Below are 18445 nucleotides of genomic sequence, written 5' to 3' on the forward strand. Positions count from 1 at the left end.
CTCGCCTCCCCTGTTACGTCCCCTGTTGTACGTACGTCCCCGGACACGGTACGGGACCGCGACCGGGGACGTACGGACGACGGGCGGGGCCGCCCCTCGCCCTCGTATCCACAGGATCAGGAGGAGCGCGTCCTCTTAACCGTTCGCGGAGCGGAAGCGCGGGAACGCGCTGCGGCCCGCGTACACCGCCGCGTCGTCAAGGATCTCCTCGATGCGCAGCAGCTGGTTGTACTTGGCGACGCGCTCGGAGCGGGCCGGGGCGCCGGTCTTGATCTGGCCGCAGTTGGTGGCGACGGCGAGGTCGGCGATGGTGACGTCCTCGGTCTCACCGGAGCGGTGGGACATCATGCACTTGAAGCCGTTGCGCTGGGCCAGCTCGACGGCGTCCAGGGTCTCGGTCAGCGAACCGATCTGGTTGACCTTGACGAGCAGGGCGTTGGCCGAGCCCTCCTCGATACCGCGCGCAAGGCGCTCCGGGTTGGTGACGAACAGGTCGTCGCCGACGATCTGGACCTTGGAGCCGAGCTTGTCCGTGAGGACCTTCCAGCCGGCCCAGTCGTCCTCGAAGAGCGGGTCCTCGATGGAGACGAGCGGGTACGAGGCGACAAGCTCCTCGTAGTACTCGGTCATCTCGGCGGCCGAGCGGGACTTGCCCTCGAACTCGTACGAGCCGTCCTTGTAGAACTCGGACGCGGCGACGTCGAGAGCGAGCGCGATGTCGCGGCCGGGGACGTAACCGGCTTCCTTGATCGCTTCGAGGATGAGGTCGAGCGCGGCGCGGTTGGACTCCAGGTTCGGCGCGAAGCCGCCCTCGTCGCCGAGGCCGGTGGAGAGGCCCTTCTGCTTCAGGACCTTCTTGAGGGTGTGGTAGACCTCGGCGCCCCAGCGCAGGGCCTCGGAGAAGGACTCCGCGCCGATCGGGGCGATCATGAATTCCTGGATGTCCACGTTGGAGTCGGCGTGCGAGCCGCCGTTCAGGATGTTCATCATCGGAACGGGCAGCAGGTGCGCGTTCGGGCCGCCGAGGTAGCGGAAGAGCGGGAGGTCCGAGGCCTCGGAGGCGGCGTGCGCGACGGCGAGGGAGACGCCGAGGATGGCGTTGGCGCCGAGCGACGACTTGTCCGGGGTGGCGTCCAGGTCGAACATCGCCTGGTCGATCAGGCGCTGCTCGGTGGCGTCGTACCCGACCAGCTCCGGGCCGATCTGCTCGATGACGGCGAGGACGGCCTTCTCGACACCCTTGCCCTGGTAGCGGTTCTGGTCACCGTCGCGGAGCTCAAGGGCCTCGAACGCACCGGTGGAGGCACCGGAGGGGACAGCAGCACGACCCGTGCTGCCGTCGTCGAGGCCGACCTCGACCTCGACCGTGGGGTTGCCTCGGGAGTCGAGGATTTCCCGGGCTACGACGACGTCGATGGACGGCACGAGCATCTCCTTCTGGGATGTGACGCTTGGAGTGCAGGGTCTCATTGGCCTTGCGACACGAGACTATCCGGCGCGGGGTGATCGGTCGGCCGGTGCCCGCCACCTAAGACGAAATGAGGTGCGATTCCCCCACGGCCGGAGCCACCGCCAGAGCCACGGCCGGAGCCACCGCCACCCGCGGGCGGGCCACAGCCGGAACCCCGGCCCGGCGCGTACGGGGGTTACGCGCCGGACCGGGGCGGTCTCGGGTGGGGCCGGTCCCGGGTGGGCCCCGGACAGGGCCGGACGGGCCGGGTGTGCCCGGCTTGGGCCGGGTGGGTCAGCTCAGGTGGAGCTGCTGGCCCGGGTAGATCACGTCGGCGTCGCTGACGATGTCCTTGTTCAGGTCGAACAGCTTCTGCCAGCCGCCCTTGACGTCCTCGGCCTTGGCGATCTTGGAGAGGGAGTCGCCCGACTTGACCTTGTACTCGCCGTCACCCTTCTTGATCGTGGTGGGACGGCTCTCGCCGCGCGAGGCCGGCTGGGCCGCGCCGCGCGTGGTCTCCTGCTGCTTCGGCTGCGCCTGCTGCGACTGCTGCGGCTTGGGAGCCTGCCGCTGCTTCGGCTGCGACTGCTTCTGGGTGGGCTGGGTGGCGGAGCCGCCGTCGTACGCGGCGCTGGACAGGCCCACGCCGCAGTTCGGCCACGCGCCCTTGCCCTGGCCGGCGAGGACCTTCTCGGCGACGGCTATCTGCTGGGACTTGCTGGCCTGGTCGGCGCGGGCGGCGTACGCGGTACCGCCGTAGGCGGCCCAGGTGGACGGCGTGAACTGGAGGCCGCCGTAGAAGCCGTTGTCCGTGTTGATGGACCAGTTGCCTCCGGACTCGCACTGCGCGACCTTGTCCCACTCGGCGGCGGTCGCGGCGGAGGCCGAGGTCGCGCCGATCAACGGGGCGGCGACGGCGGCACCGGTGACCCCGGCGAGCGTGGCGTAGCGGGCGGCCTTCGACGGGCGGCGGTGCTTGCCCTTGCTGGAACGCAGCAGCATGGAACATCTCCCTCACCGACGCCTACGAGGTCAGCTGTCGGGTTCGGGCCAAGTGAGTTGCCCGGCCTTGTGCTCAGTCGCACATGGCTTCACCCCAAGCCGGTCCTCGGCCGTCTCTCGACGGCCGGAGCCCGGCGCGAACCTTTGGGTCCCCCGCTCCTGCCTACGGCGCATGACGCGTCGGTTACTCCCCCCGACCGACGGCAGGATTCGGCGTGACGGTCGACGGGGCCCGCGGTGCGAGCGGTTCAGACCGTAATCACAGGTCTGCCCGTTGTTCAAAGAAGCACATCAAGGAAAAATCGCCCTTACCTCCCCCTTGAGCGAACCCATTTGCGCAGGTGAGAGAGGAAACGACCCAACCGCCGGACCAAAAGACCCCAGTTGCGGCGAAGAGACCCTTGTCTCACTTTCCCAGAAGTGGACATAGGGTCTCTAACTGCCCCTACTTCACGCCAAGATCAAGGGTCTGGCCAGGGAGGATCAGGTCGGGGTCGGCGCCGACGGTTTCCTTGTTCGCCTCGTAGATCGCGGACCACCCGCCGGGCACCTCGCGTTCATCGGCGATGAGCCAAAGGCAGTCGCCCGCACGGACGGTGTACTCACCGTCCACCGCGCCCGCGCCTTCCGTTTCGCCCGTCACGCCGTCCGCCGTGCCGTCCGTCACGCCGCCTGCCGTGCCGTCCACCGCGCCATCCGCGTTACGTGTCGATCCGTCACCTCGCGAGGCATGACGGCCGGATTCCCGCTCTTCGCCCGAATTGCCTGGTACGGAGTCGTCCGGGGCGGCGTCGCCGCGGTGCTTGCCCTTGGCGGCGCCGTCACCGGACCCGGCGGAGCCGGAGGGATCGGCGGGAGCGGGCTCCTTCGTACCGTCGGAGGCCGGGGCGTCCGGGGTGGCCGAGGAGGCGCCCGAGGGGGCGTCCGACGGAGACGAGTCGGGCGAGGAGGCGCCCCCTGTCTTCCCGGACGTCTCGGAGGGCTTGGGCGTTCCGGACGTCTCGGACGACTCGGACGACTCGGGTGCCGTCTCCGGCGCCGCCTCGGGCGTCGTACCGGGATCCACGCCCGGCGCCGCGCTGCCCGCCGTCAGCCCGGAGACCGCGGCGCAACTGGCCCACGCCCGCGGCCCCTGCGCGTCAAGGATCTTCTCGGCTATCGCGATCTGCTGCGAGCGGCTCGCGAGGTCGGCGCTGGCCGCGTACTCCGCGCCGCCGAAGTCGTCCCAGGTCTCCTGGGAGATCTGGAGTCCGCCGTAGTAGCCGTTCTTGAGGTCCGCGCTCCACATGCCGCCGCTCTCGCACTCGGCGACGCGGTCCCAGGTGGAAGCGTCCGCCGCACTGGCACCGGCGGCGCCGAGCAGCGGAATGGCGATCGCCGAGCCGGTCACCCCTGCCGCGACGATCAGAGCGGGGGCCTGGCGAGGTCGACGGTGTCGGCCGTTCCCGGAGCGCATGCGATTGCCTTCCGTGTGACTGATGTTTCGACTGCTGCGTGTGGCGGCTGAGTTTTCGAGAACGTAGCGGTACTCGAACTACTGTCACAAGTCGATGCAGCGGAGATCACGTGAAAGTCACAGTCTTGACGGACCGTCAGTAATCCTTCAGCCGGACAATGGCGTGAACTGCACCGGAAGCGTGCGCAATCCACGCATGATGAGCCCTCCGCGCCAGCGCAAATCGGCAGGATCTCCCGCAAGTCGCACGTCGGGCAGCCGGGTCAGCAGGGTTGCGAGCGCGGTCTGCCCCTCCACCCGGGCGAGCGGTGCGCCGAGGCAGTAGTGGATGCCGTGTCCGTATCCGAGGTGCTGATTGTCACGCCGGGAGAGGTCGAGCGTGTCCGGATCCGTGAAGCGCTCGGGGTCACGGTCGGCGGCGGCGAGGACGACCAGGACCGGATCGCCCGTCGCGATCCGCTGCCCCCCGAGCGTCAGCGGCTCGGTCGCGAACCGCCAGGTGGCCAGCTCCACGGGACCGTCGTACCGCAGCAGTTCCTCGACCCCCGTCGCGAGCAGTCCCGTATCCCCCGCTTCGAGCGAGCGCTGGAGCAGCGCGCGCTGCTCGGGGTGGCGCAGCAGGGCGAACATGCCGTTGCCGATCAGGTTCACGGTCGTCTCAAAACCGGCGAAAAGGATGATGAAGGCCATCGCCGCGGCCTCGTTCTCGGTGAGATGTTCCCCGTGGTCGCCGGCCCGGATGAGTCCGGAGATCAGATCGTCGCCGGGGGCGGCCCTCTTACGGTGGATGAGGTCGGCGAGATAGCCCCGTATCTTCTTGACGGCACGCCCGACTCCGCCCCGTGGCCCGCCCGCGTGTCCCGGTTTCGAATGCCGCAGCATCATGCCCGCCCAGTCGCGGAAGTCGTCCTGGTCCTCGCGCGGCACCCCGAGCAGATCGCAGATCGCGTAGATGGGGAGCGGGAACGCGAAGTCATGGATCAGGTCCGCCTCTCCCTTCGCGGCGAAGTCGTCGATGAGCCGGTCGGTCAACTCCTGCACGCGCGGTGCGAATTCGGCCACGCGGCGGGGCGTGAACGCCTTGGACACGAGCCGGCGCAGCCGGGTGTGGTCGGGCGGATCGATATTGAGCAGATGTGTCATCAGCTCCGCCTTGCGCTCGCCGGGGATGCCCGTCTTCCCCTTGGCGTGCGCGGGCTCGGCGTGATGCGTGGGGTTCTTGGAGAGCCGCGCGTCGGCGAGGGCCTGCCTGGCGTCCACGTACCGCGTCACGAGCCACGCCTCGACGCCACTGGGCAGCGCGGTCCTGTGCACGGGCGAGTGCTCGCGCAGCCAGGCGTAGGCGGGATACGGATCGGTGGCGAACTCCCAGGTGAACAGCTCGGGAGCGGGCGCGACCGGGGGTATGGGGGCGGGCTGGTGGTGCATGCCCCGACATTAACCGTCGTCGGCGAGGGGGTACGGGCGGCCGCCGACGTACCGCCCGCGGCCGCGGTACGGCTATACGGCGTGGCCCTCGGCCGTGCGGATCGCGTCCCTGTATACGCGGGCCGCCGCGCGCAGTGCCGCCTCCGGGTCGACGCCGGCCTCTTCCGCGCGCACCGCCAGGGCCAGCAGTTCGTAGCCGACGCCCTCGGCCTTCGGGAGCGGGACGTCGAGACCGGCCGTGCGGGTGCGGCCCGCGAGTTTGGCGGCGAGGGCGAGGCCGGGCTGGCCCAGGGGGACTCCGTCGGTGACCGAGTCGCGCTGCTTCTCGACCGCTTTCATCCGGAGCCAGTGCGTCTTGACGTCCTCGGGGGTCTCGGCGGTCTCGTCGCCGAAGACATGGGGGTGGCGGTGGATGAGCTTGTCCACGATCGTGCCGGCGACATCGTCGATGGAGAACGACTCGTCGTCCTCCTCCCCCGCCGCGGAACGCTCCTGCGCGATACGGGCGTGGAAGACGACCTGGAGCAGTACGTCCCCCAGCTCCTCGCGCAGTTCGCCGGCGTCGCCCTCCTCGATCGCCTCGACGAGTTCGTACGCCTCCTCGATGGCGTATTTGGCGAGCCCCTGGTGCGTCCGGGTCGATGACCACGGGCACTCGACGCGGATCCGGTCCATGACCTGGACGAGATCCAGCAGGCGGGCGCCCGGCAGGTCGTACGAGCCGGGAAGCAGCTCCAGGTCCGGCATCGCGACCCGGCCTGAGCCCGCCAGTCGCGCCAGGCCGTCGGTCAGCCGGGCGTCGGTCCCGTCACCCTCGCTGGAGGGGACGACCACGACCGTACGGCCGCCCGCGCAGGCGTCGACCAGTTCCCGCGCGGTGGGCGCCGCGTGCTCGACGGTGATGCCCGCCTCGCGCAGATAGGGCAGCTGCGGATGGCCCGCGTCGGCGCACAGCACCGCGTCGGCGCCGTGCAGCAGCTGCCAGGCGGGCCAGGACAGCAGGCCGGGGGCGACCCGGTGGCTGGCGGTCAGCAGGACGATACGGCCGGTGGTGGCGGGAGCTTCGTCTGTCACCTCTCGAACCTACCTCCGGCCGCCGGCCGCCCCGCCCGCGGGCCGAGGCCCGGCGACCCGCCCCTGCCGTCGGATCAGGTGTCCGCCGGCTGCTCCTGCTCCGGTGCCTGGCTGGTGAGCTGGGTGATCCACGGCGTCTTGGCCTCGCCCAGCCTGACCTGCTTGTTGTCCCAGCTGCCATAGCGCGGATTGACGTCGATACCGAGCTGCTCGGACGTCTTCGTCAGCTCGGCGAGGACCGTCTGCTGGCCCTGCGGCGTCGTGGTGTTGGCGCCGAGTGCCACGGCCAGCTTGGTCAGCAGCACCTCGCGGCGGATCGCCGACTCGATCTGGTCCTCGGCGAGCGCGCCCTGCTGGAGCAGCATCGCGGCGAACTGCTTCTCACCGCCGGACTGGGCGGCGGCCTGCTGCCGGGTGGTCTGGATCTCCTTGCGGCTGATCGTGACCCCGGCGTTGTCGGCGGCCTTCTCCAGCACCCGGTCGAAGATCATGCTGTTCAGCTTGGCCTGGTTGAGCTGCCCGGTGTTCTTGATCAGCTGCTCGGACTCCGGCGCGCTCCGCTGCGCGTCCCGTACGTCCCGTACCTGGGCCTGGAGCGCGGACACCTCGATCCGCTGCCCGCCGACGACGGCCGCCGCTCCGGGGTGGGCTTCGTTGCCGCAGGCGGTGAGGAGTGGGGCCGCGGCGAGAAGCGCGACGGAGACGGAGAGCGCGGTGCGACGACGGCGGTGCAAAGGGGGCCTCCCGGCGTGATTGTGCGGCGATGCACAAGGCCTTGCAGTGATCGATGGTAGGCAGTGGACGTGGCCTGGGCCACTGGTTCGACCAACGATTCACCGGGAGATCGGGGCACGGACGCCGAACGGCGGGTGGCCGCCGGCCGGCCGCTCGGCCGACGCGCCGGTCTTTACCGCCCGGACCCCGCCGGCCCCGCCGTCGGCGAAGTGACAGCGGGGGCGTCGGCCACGGTCCTGTGGCCGGCGCCCTCCCGGGGGCTCGGCGGTGAGTGGGCACCCTTGCGCGGGCCGGGGTCCGCGACGGCGGCGGGAGCAGGGACGGCGGCGGGAGCAGCGGGGTCCGGGCGGAGCATGATCGCGCGGGAGACGACGAAGGTGATCGGGATGGCCCCGAACGCCGCGATCAGCGGTGCGTACCGGCTGCCGAAGTGCAGGACGTCCACCAGCAGATAGACCCCGACGGTGGTGATGACGAAGTTCGCCGCGTTGGTGAGTGGGAACAGCAGGAACTTCCGCCAGGTGGGGCGCGTCCGGTAGGTGAACCAGCTGTTCAGGAAGAACGAGCCGATCATGCTCAGCAGGGACGCGACGACATGCGCGGCGACATACGGCAGCCGGGTCAGCAGCAGCAGGTAGAAGGCGTAGTACGTACCCGTGTTCGCCGCTCCCACCAGCGCGAATCTGACCATCTGGATCCGGACTGTCATGTGCGTGCGCGCTCCCCCTGGTTACGGCTCCGGCGGGGGCCGCTTCACTCCAGGAGAACAGAAACCAGCGAGAATGTCGCGGAAGGACATCCCGTACGACCTACACGCAACCGTTCGATGAACGCGGCGAATTGAGGTCGGTTTTCCCGCTTTGTACTGGCATATTCGAGCTTCATGCCCGTCCTGAAGCCCTTACCTGCCGCGCCTGTTCCGCCGGCCGCGTCCGCGGTGCCCGCCGCATCCGTCGCGTCCGCCCCGTCTCGCGGGCTGGAGGTGCGACGGCGAGCCCGCCCCTCCTACCTCGGGCTGGTCGCCGCACCACTGAACGGATCTCAAACCACCGTGGACCGTTCATTTCGGCCCCCCGGTCCGCGGGCAGGCTCCGCGGTGGGGGCCGTGGCCGTGATCGTGCTGGTCAGCGTCGCTTTCCTTGCCACGGCGCGTCGTCGCGCCATGCTCGCGTCGCCCCCGCGACATCAACCCTTCACCTATTGAGCACTGGAGTGTGGCCCGCCATGCCCGTGTCGGAGCGTAGTTTCCGCGCATGGCTTCTCTTTTGAGCAACCGGCTGGCTAAGCGGATTCTGCGGCCGGCCGCCGGTCTGGTGGACCGGCGCATCAAGCACTCGAACTCGCCCCTGCGTACTGATCTCGATGCCCTCAAGCGCGAAGTCGCCGACCTGCGCGCTCAGCAGTATGCGTTCGGCCTGCTGTTCGACCGGACGGGGCGCAGCGGTCACCGGGTGCCCACGCCCGCTCAGATCAACACCCTTGTGAAGCAGATCGCCGAGGTCACGGGGGAGGACGGCGCGCACGCCCGGCGCAACGTCACCATCGCGTACCGCAATGTGATCGCCCTGGAGGCGCTGGCCGTGGGCCGGCTGGCCGGCTCCACCTCGAACGTGTGCGGCAAGCTCGCCACCGTGCCGCTGCTCTCCCCGCCGAACCGCGACGTCCTGGAGATCGGCACGCTGTACGGCCTGTTCTCGGCCACGATGATGCGCATGCTGCACCGTGCCGGTACGGAGGCGCGGCTCACGATCGTCGACCCGCTGGTCGGCAGTCAGCTCCAGCCCGGCGCGAAGCAGTCCGCCGAGCCCACGGGCACCCCGGTGCGGATGGACGTCGTACGCGCCAACCTCGCGCTGGGCGGCCGGTCCGGCGAGGAGGCCCGCATACAGCAGGGCTTCTCCGGGGACCCCGAGGTGCGGGCCGCGGTCTCCGACCGTGAGTACGGCGTGATCGTGGTGGACGGTGACCACTCCGCGGAAGGCGTGCTGGCCGACCTGGAGTGGGTCGAGGAGATCGTGGCACCCGGCGGGATCGTCGTTCTCGACGACTACGGCGACGGCCACTGGCCGGGCGTCCAGGAGGCCACGGACAAGTACCTGGCGAACGGCACGTCGCGGCTGGAGATGCTGGGACGCGTCTCGACGTCGGCGTTCCTGCGGGCGAAGCCCGCGTAGGGCCTGTCGCCCAAGCCATGCCGCCGCGGGCGGGTCGGCGGTCCCGCCGCACCCGCCGCGCGCGAGGTCGCACCCGCCGCGCGCGAAGTCCTCGGCCCGCCGCGCGCGGGGCCGAGGAGCGGGGCGGCAGGGGCCCGGTCAGCCGCCGCACTGCTGGAGCATCGCCCGCTTGTCCGCCGCGGTCACCGGCATCTCGTACTTGAGCGCGACCTGACCGAAGCGGACCGCGTACGAGCACCGGATCGCCTTGTCCGGCGGGAGCCAGGTCGCCGGACCTGAGTCGCGCTTGGCCGAGTTGGCACGGCCCTCCACCGGCAGCAGATTCAGTACGTCGTTCGCCAGCTGCCGGCGCTTCTTCTCGGACCAGCGGGAGGAGCCGAGCTGCCAGCTGTAGGACAGCGGGACCACATGGTCTATCTGCACCTCGCTCGCCCGCTGCTTGCTCCACTCGATGGTCTTGCCGGTATAGGGGTCGTGCAGCGTCATGGAGGCGACCACGCAGTCGGAGCCCGAGCGGAAGCGCAGCTCCTGGCCGTCGCGTCGCAGGAGGTCGTTGCGGGTGTCGCAGCCGTTCCGCGCCAGCGGCACCCCGTCCGCCGTGTCCATCCAGGCGTAGCCGAACTCGTCCCGGTCATAACCGGTCTTGGGTCCCCGCCCGGCGGTGCGTACCCGCTCGATGAGCTGCCGCGCGCTCTTCCGGCCGGCCTCGGAACCGATCGCCGCGAGTCCCGGCTTCGTCCCGTCGGGGTTCGCGAGCGGCCCGGCACCGTACCCGCCACCGCTCGACGCCGACGGCGGCGGCGGCGACGCCGACGCCTCGGGATCGGCGCCCAACTCCCCCGTACACCCCGTCAGCACCACCGCGGACACCACGGAGACCGCGGAGACCACGGGAAGGACAAGAGCCCTTCCCCCACGACACGTTCGCGCTATTCGTTCACCAAGACTGCTCACCGCCGCACTCTAGTGCGAGGTGGCGCGACGGCCGGCTACGAGCCCAGGATCGTCGCCAGGAACTCGCCCGTCCACGCCAGCAGTTCGCGTCCCACCACCGGCTTGCCGCCGATCTTCCCGCTCGTCGGACGCGGTACCAGGATCTGGTGCGCCGGAGCCTTGATGACCGTACGGGGATAGAGCCGCTTCAGCCGCAGCTCCTGCGACTCCCGCAACTCCACCGGCGCGAACCGGATGTTCGCGCCCTGGAGCACGATCTCGCCGACCCCGCACGCCCGCGCGAGCATCCGCAGCCCCGCCACCAGCAGCAGATTCTCCACCGGCTCCGGGAGCTTGCCGTAGCGGTCGGTCAGCTCCTCGCGGACCGCCGCGATGTCCTCCTCCGTATTGGCGGAGGCGATCGCGCGGTACGCCTGGAGCCGCAGCCGCTCGCCCGGCGCGTACTCGTGCGGGACATGCGCGTCGACCGGCAGCTCGATCTTGACCTCCAGCGGCGGCGCCTCCTCCACCCCGCCCTCGATGGAGGCGCGGTAGTCGGCGACCGCCTCGCCCACCATCCGTACGTACAGATCGAAGCCGACACCCGCGATATGCCCGGACTGCTCGCCGCCGAGCAGATTGCCCGCGCCGCGGATCTCCAGGTCCTTCATCGCGACATACATGCCCGCGCCCATCTCCGTGTGCTGGGCGATCGTCGCCAGCCGCTCATGGGCGGTCTCCGTCAGCGGCTTCTCCGGCGGGTAGAGGAAGTACGCGTAGCCGCGGTCCCGGCCACGCCCCACCCGGCCACGCAGCTGGTGCAGCTGCGAGAGGCCGAAGTTGTCGCCGCGCTCCACGATCAGGGTGTTGGCGTTGGAGATGTCGATCCCGGACTCGACGATCGTCGTGGAGACCAGGACGTCGAATCTCTTCTCCCAGAAGTCGACCACGACCTGTTCCAGCGCGCTCTCGCCCATCTGGCCGTGCGCCGTCGCGATCCGCGCCTCGGGCACGATCTCGCGCAGCCGCGCCGCCGCCCGGTCGATCGACTCCACGCGGTTGTGGATGTAGAAGACCTGTCCCTCGCGCAGCAGTTCACGCCGGACGGCCGCGCCGATCTGCTTCTGCTCGTACGGGCCGACGAAGGTCAGCACCGGATGGCGCTCCTCCGGCGGCGTGGTGATCGTCGACATCTCGCGGATGCCCGTGACGGCCATTTCGAGCGTACGGGGGATGGGCGTCGCCGACATGGTGAGGACATCGACATTGGCGCGCAGCTTCTTCAGCTGCTCCTTGTGCTCCACACCGAACCGCTGCTCCTCGTCCACGATGACCAGCCCCAGGTCCTTGAACCTGGTCTCGGACGAGAACAGCCGGTGCGTACCGATGACGATGTCGACCGCGCCCTCCCGCAGACCCTGGAGCGTCGCCTTCGCCTCCGCGTCCGACTGGAAACGGGAGAGCGCCTTCACGGCGACAGGGAACTGCGAATACCGCTCGGAGAACGTGCCGAAGTGCTGCTGCACCAGCAGCGTCGTCGGGACGAGGACCGCGACCTGCTTGCCGTCCTGGACCGCCTTGAAGGCCGCCCGTACGGCGATCTCCGTCTTGCCGTAGCCGACGTCGCCGCAGATCAGCCGGTCCATCGGGACCGTCTTCTCCATGTCCTCCTTGACCTCGGCGATGGTGGAGAGCTGGTCGGGCGTCTCCACGTACGGGAAGGCGTCCTCCAGCTCCCGCTGCCAGGGGGTGTCGGGGCCGAAGGCATGGCCGGGGGCCGCCATCCGCGCCGAGTAGAGCTTGATCAGGTCGGCGGCGATCTCCTTGACCGCCTTCTTGGCGCGCGCCTTGGTCTTCGTCCAGTCCGCGCCGCCGAGCCGGTGCAGCGTCGGGGCCTCGCCGCCGACGTACTTGGTGACCTGTTCCAGCTGGTCGGTGGGGATGTAGAGGCGGTCGCCCGGCTGGCCGCGCTTGGCCGGGGCGTACTCGACGAGCAGATACTCCCGGGTCGCGCCCTGCACCGTGCGCTGGACCATCTCGACATAGCGGCCGACGCCGTGCTGTTCGTGGACGATGTAGTCGCCCGTCTCCAGCGTGAGCGGGTCGATGGTCTTGCGGCGCTTGGCCGGCATCCGGGCGCCGTCCTTGCCCGCCGCCTTCTGGCCGGAGAGGTCGGTCTCGGTGAGCACGGCGAGCTTGAGGTCCGGGTCCACGAAGCCGTAGTCGATCGAGCCGCAGGCGACATGGACGAGGGACGGGGTGATCTCCTCCAGACCGCGGGCGGTACGGGCCCCGGGGGCGTCGAGTCTGGCCGGGATGCCCTCGCCGCCAAGGACCTCGACCGTACGGGCCGCCGTGCCGTGCCCCTCCGTGACGAAGACCGTCCGCCAGCCGTCCGCCAGCCAGCCCTTGGTGTCGGCGAGCGCGCGTGCGGTGTCGCCGCGGTACGACTCCGGGGCGCGCATCCCCAGCGTGATGGCCTCGCCCGAGGCGTCCTCCAGCTCCTCGTCCACGGCGAACGGGGAGACCGACCACCACATCATGCCCAGCTCACGGGCGTGCTCCCGGATGTCCGCGATGCCCCACAGCGAGGCCGCGCCGACATCGATCGGGGCCTCGCCGCCGTCGGCGCTCGCCGCCCACGATGCCTGAAGGAACTCCTGGCTCGTCGCCACCAGGTCAGCCGCCCGGGTCCGTACCCGCTCGGGGTCGCAGACCAGCGCCATCGAACCGGCCGGCAGGACGTCCAGCAGCAGTTCCATGTCGTCCACGAGGACCGGGGCCAGCGACTCCATGCCCTCGACCGCGATCCCCTCCGCGATCTTGCCCAGCAGCTCGCCCAGCTCAGGATGGAGCTCGGCGAGCGCGGCGGCCCGCTCCCGTACCTGGGGGGTGAGCAGCAGCTCCCGGCAGGGCGGCGCCCACAGTCCGTGCTCGGCCACCTCCAGGGAGCGCTGGTCGGCCACCTTGAAGTAACGGATCTCCTCGACGTCGTCGCCCCAGAACTCCACCCGCAGGGGGTGCTCCTCGGTGGGCGGGAAGACATCCAGGATGCCGCCGCGCACGGCGAACTCACCGCGCTTCTCGACCAGCTCGACCCGGGCGTACGCGGCGGCGGCCAGCGCCTCCGTGATCTCGTTCAGATCGGCGCTCTGGCCGCTGCGCAGCGCGACCGGCTCCAGCTCGCCGAGCCCCTTGACCTGCGGCTGAAGCACGGAGCGTACGGGTGAGACCACGACGCTGACCGGCCCTGCCGTGGGGTCGTCCTTCGCCGGGTGCGCGAGCCGGCGCAGCACGGCGAGCCTGCGGCCCACGGTGTCGGAGCGGGGCGAGAGCCGCTCGTGCGGCAGGGTCTCCCACGACGGGTACTCCACGACGGTGTCCGGGTCGAGCAGCGAGCGCAGGGCCGCCGCCAGATCCTCGGCCTCCCGCCCGGTGGCGGTCACGGCCAGCACCGGCCGCCCGGCCTCGCGCGCCAGCGCGGCCACCGCGAAGGGCCGCGCCGCGGGCGGTCCGACGAGGTCGAGGTGCGGGCGGTGACCATCGGTGGCGGCCTTCACCGCTTCGGCGAGCGCCGGGTCACGTACGACGGCGTCCAGCAGACCGTGCAGGCTCATGAAGGGGGGTTCCATCCAGGTCCGGGATCGAGCGGGCTGACAGCGTGGGCAACGCAAGGGACCCGACACGTCTCACGGGCCGGGGGTTCTCCAGCGTACGACGCCGGTGTGACACCTGGGACCGGAAGCCGACCTGTGCGGGCCCCGGTGACGGGAAGTGACAGGAAGTGACGGCAATCAGGAATGATCGAACCCGATCGGTCATTGAAGGAAGCACGGGACGCGGGCCGTGACCGGCGCGACGTCCGATGCCGGATTCCGATGACGGGATGGATCAGCATGCCTCTTGAGGGTGAGTACGAGCCCAGCTCGATGCAGATGGCACGCGAGCAGGTCGAGTTGTACGAGAGCTCGGGCGGCACGGAGGGGACGACGCTGAACGGCTTGCCCGTCATCGTCCTCACCACCCGGGGCGCGAAGAGCGGCAAGATCCGCAAGAGCCCGCTGATGCGGGTGGAGCACGACGGCGTGTACGCGGCGGTCGCCTCACTGGGCGGCGCCCCCAGGAACCCGGTCTGGTACCAGAACATCACGGCCGACCCCCGGGTGGAACTCCAGGACGGCCCGGTACGCCAGGACATGATCGCCCGCGAGGTCACCGGCGAGGAGAAGACCGTGTGGTGGAACCGCGCGGTCGAGGCGTTCCCGCCGTACGCGGAGTACCAGACGAAGACGGACCGCGAGATCCCCGTCTTCCTCCTGGAGCCGTCACCCACTCCCCACTGACCGGCAGCCTTACCTGTGCCCCGGGCCGTCCCGGGGCACAGGAGGTGTCCGGGCTGTCCGGGCTGTCCCACGGATGAGTGTTTCGAGGGGAAACGGTATCGCCGCACGCGCGTCAGCGACATCATTTCAGTCTCATGCGTGGAGTCTCATGCGCGCGAGGGCCGATGCCGTGAAGTCGGGGGAACTCGACTTCAGCGAGATCATCGAGACCACCGGCCCGGCCGGCTCTCGCTCCTGGGACCGGAAGAGCGCTGTGTGAGCGTCTTCCTCGTGGACAAGTCGGCCCTGGCCCGCTGGGGACAGCCCGGAGCGGGTGAGGTGCTGGACGACCTGAACGAGCGTGGCCTCCTGACGACCTGCGCGGTCGTCGAGTACGAGATGGTCCACAGCGCGCGCACCACACAGGACGCGTCCCGCATCCGCCTCAGCCTCTGCGGATTCGAGATTCGACTACTCGCCCTGCACCGACGAGGAGCACGAGCGTGCCCTGTGGCTCCAGCGCGAGGCCCTGCGCCGGGGCTTCCATCGGGCGCTCTCGCTCTCCGACGTGCTGATCGCCGCTGTGGCGGAACGGCGCGGCCTGACAGTGCTGCACTATGACGGCGACTTCGACATGATCCGTGAGATCACCGGGCAGACCATGCGCTGGGTGGTCGATCCCGGGACGGCGGACCGGTAGGCGTCCCTGTCGTATACGTAGCCGCCGCACGGTGGACGGCCCCGCTCGGCCCGGCGAAGGTCCGCGCCGGGGCCCCAGCCGATGCCCATCCCTCATGAGCAGTCAAGCGACCCGGTCACGGACGTCCCCGTCAACGCCGGGCGGCGTGAGCCACACCAGCCGAGGCGAACACCCTTCCGCACGCCCGAAGTACCGCGTGATGTGCTCCGGCGCCGCGAGCCTCCACCGGCAACCGGTCTCGATCTGGATCACCTCGGCTCCTCCGCTCGCGTCGGCGAGCCCCCAGGCGGCTACCGCCGCGTCCGCGTCCTTCGTACCGGCGCGGTACTCGACAACGACGGCGAAGAGGCGGGGCGCGGTGTCGCGTACGAGTTCGTACACCTCCTGCTCGAACTGCTCGTGATCGAACGGCTCCAGGGCAGGGTCCTGCGGCGATACGGTCGGCATAGAACTCCCCTTGTCTGTACGGAGGGTGCGCCTCTGGGCAGCACGGCCATCTGATGTGGCGTGCTTCACACCGTACCCTCGACGATAGGATGCATTCCATCAGTTCGTGGAGATACACCCGAACGAGAGAAAGAGACCCATGCCAAGGAAGAGCCTCCCTCCGACGGTGCGGCAACGGCGTCTCGGCGCCGAACTGCGCAGACTCCGTGAGTCAGCGGAGCTGTCCGCGACCCAGGCCGGTGCGCTCCACGGCACCTCTCAACCGCGCGTCAGCAGCATCGAGTCGGGAAGCTACGCGGTGAGCGCGGACCGGGTCCGTGCCATGGCCCGTAGCTACACCTGCTCGGACGAGGCCCTGATCGAAGCGCTCGCGGAGATGACAGGGGGACGGACGCGCGGCTGGTGGGACGAGTACCGCGACATCCTTCCGTCCGACACCCTCGATCTGGCGGAGCTGGAACACCACGCGACGGCGATGCGCACCGCGTCGGTGATCCATCTGCCGGGACTGCTCCAGACCCGGGCCCACGCGCACGCCGTCATCAGCGATGTCGTGCCGGCGCTCGCGCCGCCCGACGTGGAACACCGCGTCTCGTATCGGATCAAGCGGCAGGCGCTGCTGTACGGGGACGACCCGACGCCGCTGACGGCGATCATCCATGAGGCCGCCCTGCGTATGGGCTTCGGTGGGCCGGAGGTGGCCCGCGCGCAACTGGAACATCTCATCGACGTGAGCGAACAAAAACACATCACCCTCCTGGTGATCCCGTTCGGTGCGGGTACTTTCCCCAGCTCCGGGCAGAGCGTCTACTACATGGCCGGACCGATCCCGGCCCTGGACACGGTTCAGCTCGACACGGACCACGGCGCCGGGTTCCTTGATAATCAGCCGCAGTTGGTGAAATACCGGACCGTTCTGGACCGCATGGAGAGTTGTAGCCTCACAGCAGCGGAGTCACAGGATCTGATCCGCCAGGTCGCAGAAGACATCCGAGAAAGGTAAGCGCGTGTCCGCCCTCAACTGGCAGAAGTCCTCCTTCAGCGGCGAAGCGAACGGCTGCGTCCACATCGCCGTAGCCGACGACGGTTCCATCAAGCTCCACGAGAGCGACGAGCCGGACGTCATCGTCACCACCACCCCCGAAAAGCTCCGCGCCTTCATCCTCGGCGTCAAAGCAGGCGAGTTCGACCACTTCGCCGCCGACCCCGACCTCGGCACCGACGCCTGAACAAGCACAACGCGAACACGGGTGCCCGGACCATCGGGCCGGGGCCAGACAGCGCGCCCAGGGCCCTGTTCAGGAGTTCGTAGCAATCCGACGTGGCAGCGGCCGGCCGAGATAGACGGTGAGCGGGTCGTCGGCGTAGTAGCCGAAGGCGGGGACCTCCGTGTAGCCGCAGGCGCGGTACAGGCCGATCGCCGCGGGGTGGCGCTGATTCGTCTCCAGGACGATCGCGAACGCGCCCGCAGCCGCGGCCGAGTCCTCCAGCAGCGCCAGGACCGACCGCGAGTGTCCTCTCCCACGCCGCTCGTCGACGACATACATCCGCTTGAGTTCCGCGCGCCCGTCCTCACGGAACCGCCAGCCGCCCATCGCGACGGGTATGGCGTCCTCGTACCCCACGGCGAACGCCCCGCTAGGCGGCGAGAATTGCCCCGGCTCGGCGGGACTGTCGTCCGGAGCCCCGTAGATCCGCACGTACTCGGCCTGAAGACGTGCGACCAACGAGGAGACGTGCGGGTGTTCGTACGCGCGGGAAACGATCTCCATACGTCAACCTCCATGACCTTGGCCCAGATCCGTCAGTCTTCCTCATCCAGAACTGGGCGCCGACAGAGCACTGTCGCGCAATAGTGCGCAATCAGCCCATTCGCATTGTGCGAGGAGTACAACGAGGGGCGATACAAGAACCACGGTCCCCCTCGAACGGCGCGGCGCCGGCACCGTGATACGGACCGCCGAAGTGTCGCGCAAGGGCGGGTTCGAGGTCGGCGAGGAACTGAGGAGGCGCGTTGCCCGCACACCACAACATCGAGCACGAGCGTGAACTCTGGGACACGTACGCCCAGTCCCAGAGCGTCAAGGACAAAGTGCTCGACTCCGACCCCGTTTTCCGCTGGACGCAGTACGCCGGCCACGGGCCGGGGCCCGAACTGCTGGGCTCCCCCGGGACAGCTCTGGAGATCGGGTGCGGCACAGGGAGGGCCTTGGCCTACCTCGCTCGGCGAGGCGTCAAGACGACGGGCGTCGACCTCTCCCCGGTCATGGTCGAGCAGATCACCGAGCGCTGGGGTCCGGGAGGTCCCCGGTTCGTCTGTGCTGAGGTGACGGAACACCTGCGGAGCGATACGGAGACATACGACGCCGTCTACTCCATCTTCGGGGCCGTCTGGTTCACCGACCCGGAGGAACTGCTTCCGCTGATCGCCCAGCGGCTCAACCCTGGTGGGGTCCTGGTTTTCTCCCACCCGCCGGCCATCCCCGGCACATCCGGCGCTCAAGGCATGTACAAGGGAGGCTTCGCGGGCAAGGCGATGTACACCTACCGCTACAGCTACACGCCCGCCGCGTGGAAGGCGCGATTGCTCAGTGCCGGGTTCGCCGAAGTGGACGCACAGGTACTCGACGCGCCGACGCCCAGCCACATCGGAACTCTGATCGTCCGTGCCGCCGTCGCCCGGCTCCCGTGAACGGAGAGCGGAAGTCCTCGTTCAGCCCCCAC

Annotated in this window: 15 protein-coding genes, 2 pseudogenes and 1 riboswitch; of the genes and pseudogenes, 6 read left to right on the forward strand and 11 right to left on the reverse strand. The window is 69.7% G+C overall.

Annotated features, from left to right (window positions below; genetic code table 11):
• Positions 1-135: 135 nt before the first annotated feature.
• From eno to ACFRMN_RS23645, 7 genes and pseudogenes are all read right to left on the reverse strand, one after another.
• Entirely contained in the window at positions 136-1425 is a 1290-nt protein-coding gene (eno, locus tag ACFRMN_RS23615) for a phosphopyruvate hydratase (RefSeq protein WP_365973840.1), read from the reverse strand.
• Between the two features lie 319 nt (positions 1426-1744).
• The gene (locus tag ACFRMN_RS23620) at positions 1745-2449 is read right to left on the reverse strand and encodes a transglycosylase family protein (protein ID WP_383022754.1); all 705 of its coding nucleotides are present in this window, start codon (positions 2447-2449) and stop codon (positions 1745-1747) included.
• A gap of 7 nt (positions 2450-2456) precedes the next feature.
• Positions 2457-2633, reverse strand: a riboswitch (cyclic di-AMP (ydaO/yuaA leader).
• 264 nt (positions 2634-2897) lie between these two features.
• Positions 2898-3908, reverse strand: a complete 1011-nt coding sequence (locus ACFRMN_RS23625; protein WP_383022574.1) for a transglycosylase family protein — start codon at positions 3906-3908, stop codon at positions 2898-2900.
• Between the two features lie 147 nt (positions 3909-4055).
• Positions 4056-5336, reverse strand: coding sequence for a cytochrome P450 (locus tag ACFRMN_RS23630; protein ID WP_383022575.1), 1281 nt, complete (start codon positions 5334-5336; stop codon positions 4056-4058).
• A gap of 72 nt (positions 5337-5408) precedes the next feature.
• A complete protein-coding gene (locus ACFRMN_RS23635) occupies positions 5409-6410 on the reverse strand; it encodes a nucleoside triphosphate pyrophosphohydrolase (protein WP_383022577.1) in 1002 nt (333 codons plus the stop codon).
• 74 nt (positions 6411-6484) lie between these two features.
• Positions 6485-7144, reverse strand: a complete 660-nt coding sequence (locus tag ACFRMN_RS23640; RefSeq protein WP_383022579.1) for a SurA N-terminal domain-containing protein — start codon at positions 7142-7144, stop codon at positions 6485-6487.
• A 338-nt stretch (positions 7145-7482) separates the two neighbouring features.
• Positions 7483-7854: pseudogene (locus ACFRMN_RS23645) on the reverse strand (GtrA family protein); the annotation flags it as partial.
• Between the two features lie 544 nt (positions 7855-8398).
• Here ACFRMN_RS23645 and ACFRMN_RS23650 point away from each other — a divergent pair.
• The gene (locus tag ACFRMN_RS23650; protein ID WP_383022581.1) at positions 8399-9319 is read left to right on the forward strand and encodes a class I SAM-dependent methyltransferase; all 921 of its coding nucleotides are present in this window, start codon (positions 8399-8401) and stop codon (positions 9317-9319) included.
• A gap of 138 nt (positions 9320-9457) precedes the next feature.
• Here the strand turns inward: ACFRMN_RS23650 and ACFRMN_RS23655 are convergent, their stop codons facing one another.
• Together ACFRMN_RS23655 and mfd are read right to left on the reverse strand one after the other, a co-directional pair.
• On the reverse strand, positions 9458-10210 hold the full coding sequence (locus ACFRMN_RS23655) for an HNH endonuclease family protein (RefSeq protein WP_383022582.1): 753 nt from the start codon (positions 10208-10210) through the stop codon (positions 9458-9460).
• A gap of 98 nt (positions 10211-10308) precedes the next feature.
• Positions 10309-13869 carry a transcription-repair coupling factor gene (gene mfd / locus ACFRMN_RS23660; protein ID WP_383022583.1) on the reverse strand — a complete coding sequence of 1187 codons (3561 nt, stop codon included), beginning with the start codon at positions 13867-13869 and terminating at the stop codon, positions 10309-10311.
• A gap of 279 nt (positions 13870-14148) precedes the next feature.
• Between mfd and ACFRMN_RS23665 the strand changes: the two genes are divergently transcribed.
• Complete coding sequence (locus ACFRMN_RS23665) at positions 14149-14595, forward strand: nitroreductase family deazaflavin-dependent oxidoreductase (RefSeq protein ID WP_383022585.1); 447 nt, start codon at positions 14149-14151, stop codon at positions 14593-14595.
• Between the two features lie 255 nt (positions 14596-14850).
• Positions 14851-15274 (forward strand): annotated as a pseudogene (locus ACFRMN_RS23670) (PIN domain nuclease).
• A 102-nt stretch (positions 15275-15376) separates the two neighbouring features.
• Here the strand turns inward: ACFRMN_RS23670 and ACFRMN_RS23675 are convergent.
• Positions 15377-15721 carry a hypothetical protein gene (locus tag ACFRMN_RS23675; RefSeq protein ID WP_383022587.1) on the reverse strand — a complete coding sequence of 115 codons (345 nt, stop codon included), beginning with the start codon at positions 15719-15721 and terminating at the stop codon, positions 15377-15379.
• A 139-nt stretch (positions 15722-15860) separates the two neighbouring features.
• Between ACFRMN_RS23675 and ACFRMN_RS23680 the strand changes: the two genes are divergently transcribed.
• Both ACFRMN_RS23680 and ACFRMN_RS23685 read left to right on the forward strand, forming a co-directional pair.
• Entirely contained in the window at positions 15861-16724 is an 864-nt protein-coding gene (locus tag ACFRMN_RS23680) for a helix-turn-helix domain-containing protein (RefSeq protein WP_383022589.1), read from the forward strand.
• A gap of 4 nt (positions 16725-16728) precedes the next feature.
• A complete protein-coding gene (locus tag ACFRMN_RS23685; RefSeq protein ID WP_383022591.1) occupies positions 16729-16950 on the forward strand; it encodes a DUF397 domain-containing protein in 222 nt (73 codons plus the stop codon).
• Between the two features lie 69 nt (positions 16951-17019).
• On the opposite strand, the gene ACFRMN_RS23690 is transcribed toward ACFRMN_RS23685, so the two are convergent.
• Positions 17020-17493, reverse strand: coding sequence for a GNAT family N-acetyltransferase (locus ACFRMN_RS23690; protein ID WP_383022592.1), 474 nt, complete (start codon positions 17491-17493; stop codon positions 17020-17022).
• A 242-nt stretch (positions 17494-17735) separates the two neighbouring features.
• Here ACFRMN_RS23690 and ACFRMN_RS23695 point away from each other — a divergent pair, with 242 nt between their 5' ends.
• Positions 17736-18413: a class I SAM-dependent methyltransferase gene (locus ACFRMN_RS23695; RefSeq protein ID WP_383022594.1), complete on the forward strand. Its 678-nt coding sequence runs from the start codon at positions 17736-17738 to the stop codon at positions 18411-18413.
• Positions 18414-18445 lie beyond the last annotated feature (32 nt).

It is taken from the genome of Streptomyces sp. NPDC056835, assembly GCF_042789485.1.
Taxonomy (GTDB): domain Bacteria; phylum Actinomycetota; class Actinomycetes; order Streptomycetales; family Streptomycetaceae; genus Streptomyces.

What these genes read in the sequence shown, in the direction of transcription:
- ACFRMN_RS23625 (WP_383022574.1), bottom strand. Translation starts at nt 3,908, where the DNA reads ATGCGCTCCGGGAACGGCCGACACCGTCGACCTCGCCAGGCCCCCGCT.
- ACFRMN_RS23630 (WP_383022575.1), bottom strand. Translation starts at nt 5,336, where the DNA reads ATGCACCACCAGCCCGCCCCCATACCCCCGGTCGCGCCCGCTCCCGAG.
- ACFRMN_RS23650 (WP_383022581.1), top strand. Translation starts at nt 8,399, where the DNA reads ATGGCTTCTCTTTTGAGCAACCGGCTGGCTAAGCGGATTCTGCGGCCG.
- mfd (WP_383022583.1), bottom strand. Translation starts at nt 13,869, where the DNA reads ATGAGCCTGCACGGTCTGCTGGACGCCGTCGTACGTGACCCGGCGCTC.
- ACFRMN_RS23665 (WP_383022585.1), top strand. Translation starts at nt 14,149, where the DNA reads ATGCCTCTTGAGGGTGAGTACGAGCCCAGCTCGATGCAGATGGCACGC.
- ACFRMN_RS23675 (WP_383022587.1), bottom strand. Translation starts at nt 15,721, where the DNA reads ATGCCGACCGTATCGCCGCAGGACCCTGCCCTGGAGCCGTTCGATCAC.
- ACFRMN_RS23680 (WP_383022589.1), top strand. Translation starts at nt 15,861, where the DNA reads ATGCCAAGGAAGAGCCTCCCTCCGACGGTGCGGCAACGGCGTCTCGGC.
- ACFRMN_RS23690 (WP_383022592.1), bottom strand. Translation starts at nt 17,493, where the DNA reads ATGGAGATCGTTTCCCGCGCGTACGAACACCCGCACGTCTCCTCGTTG.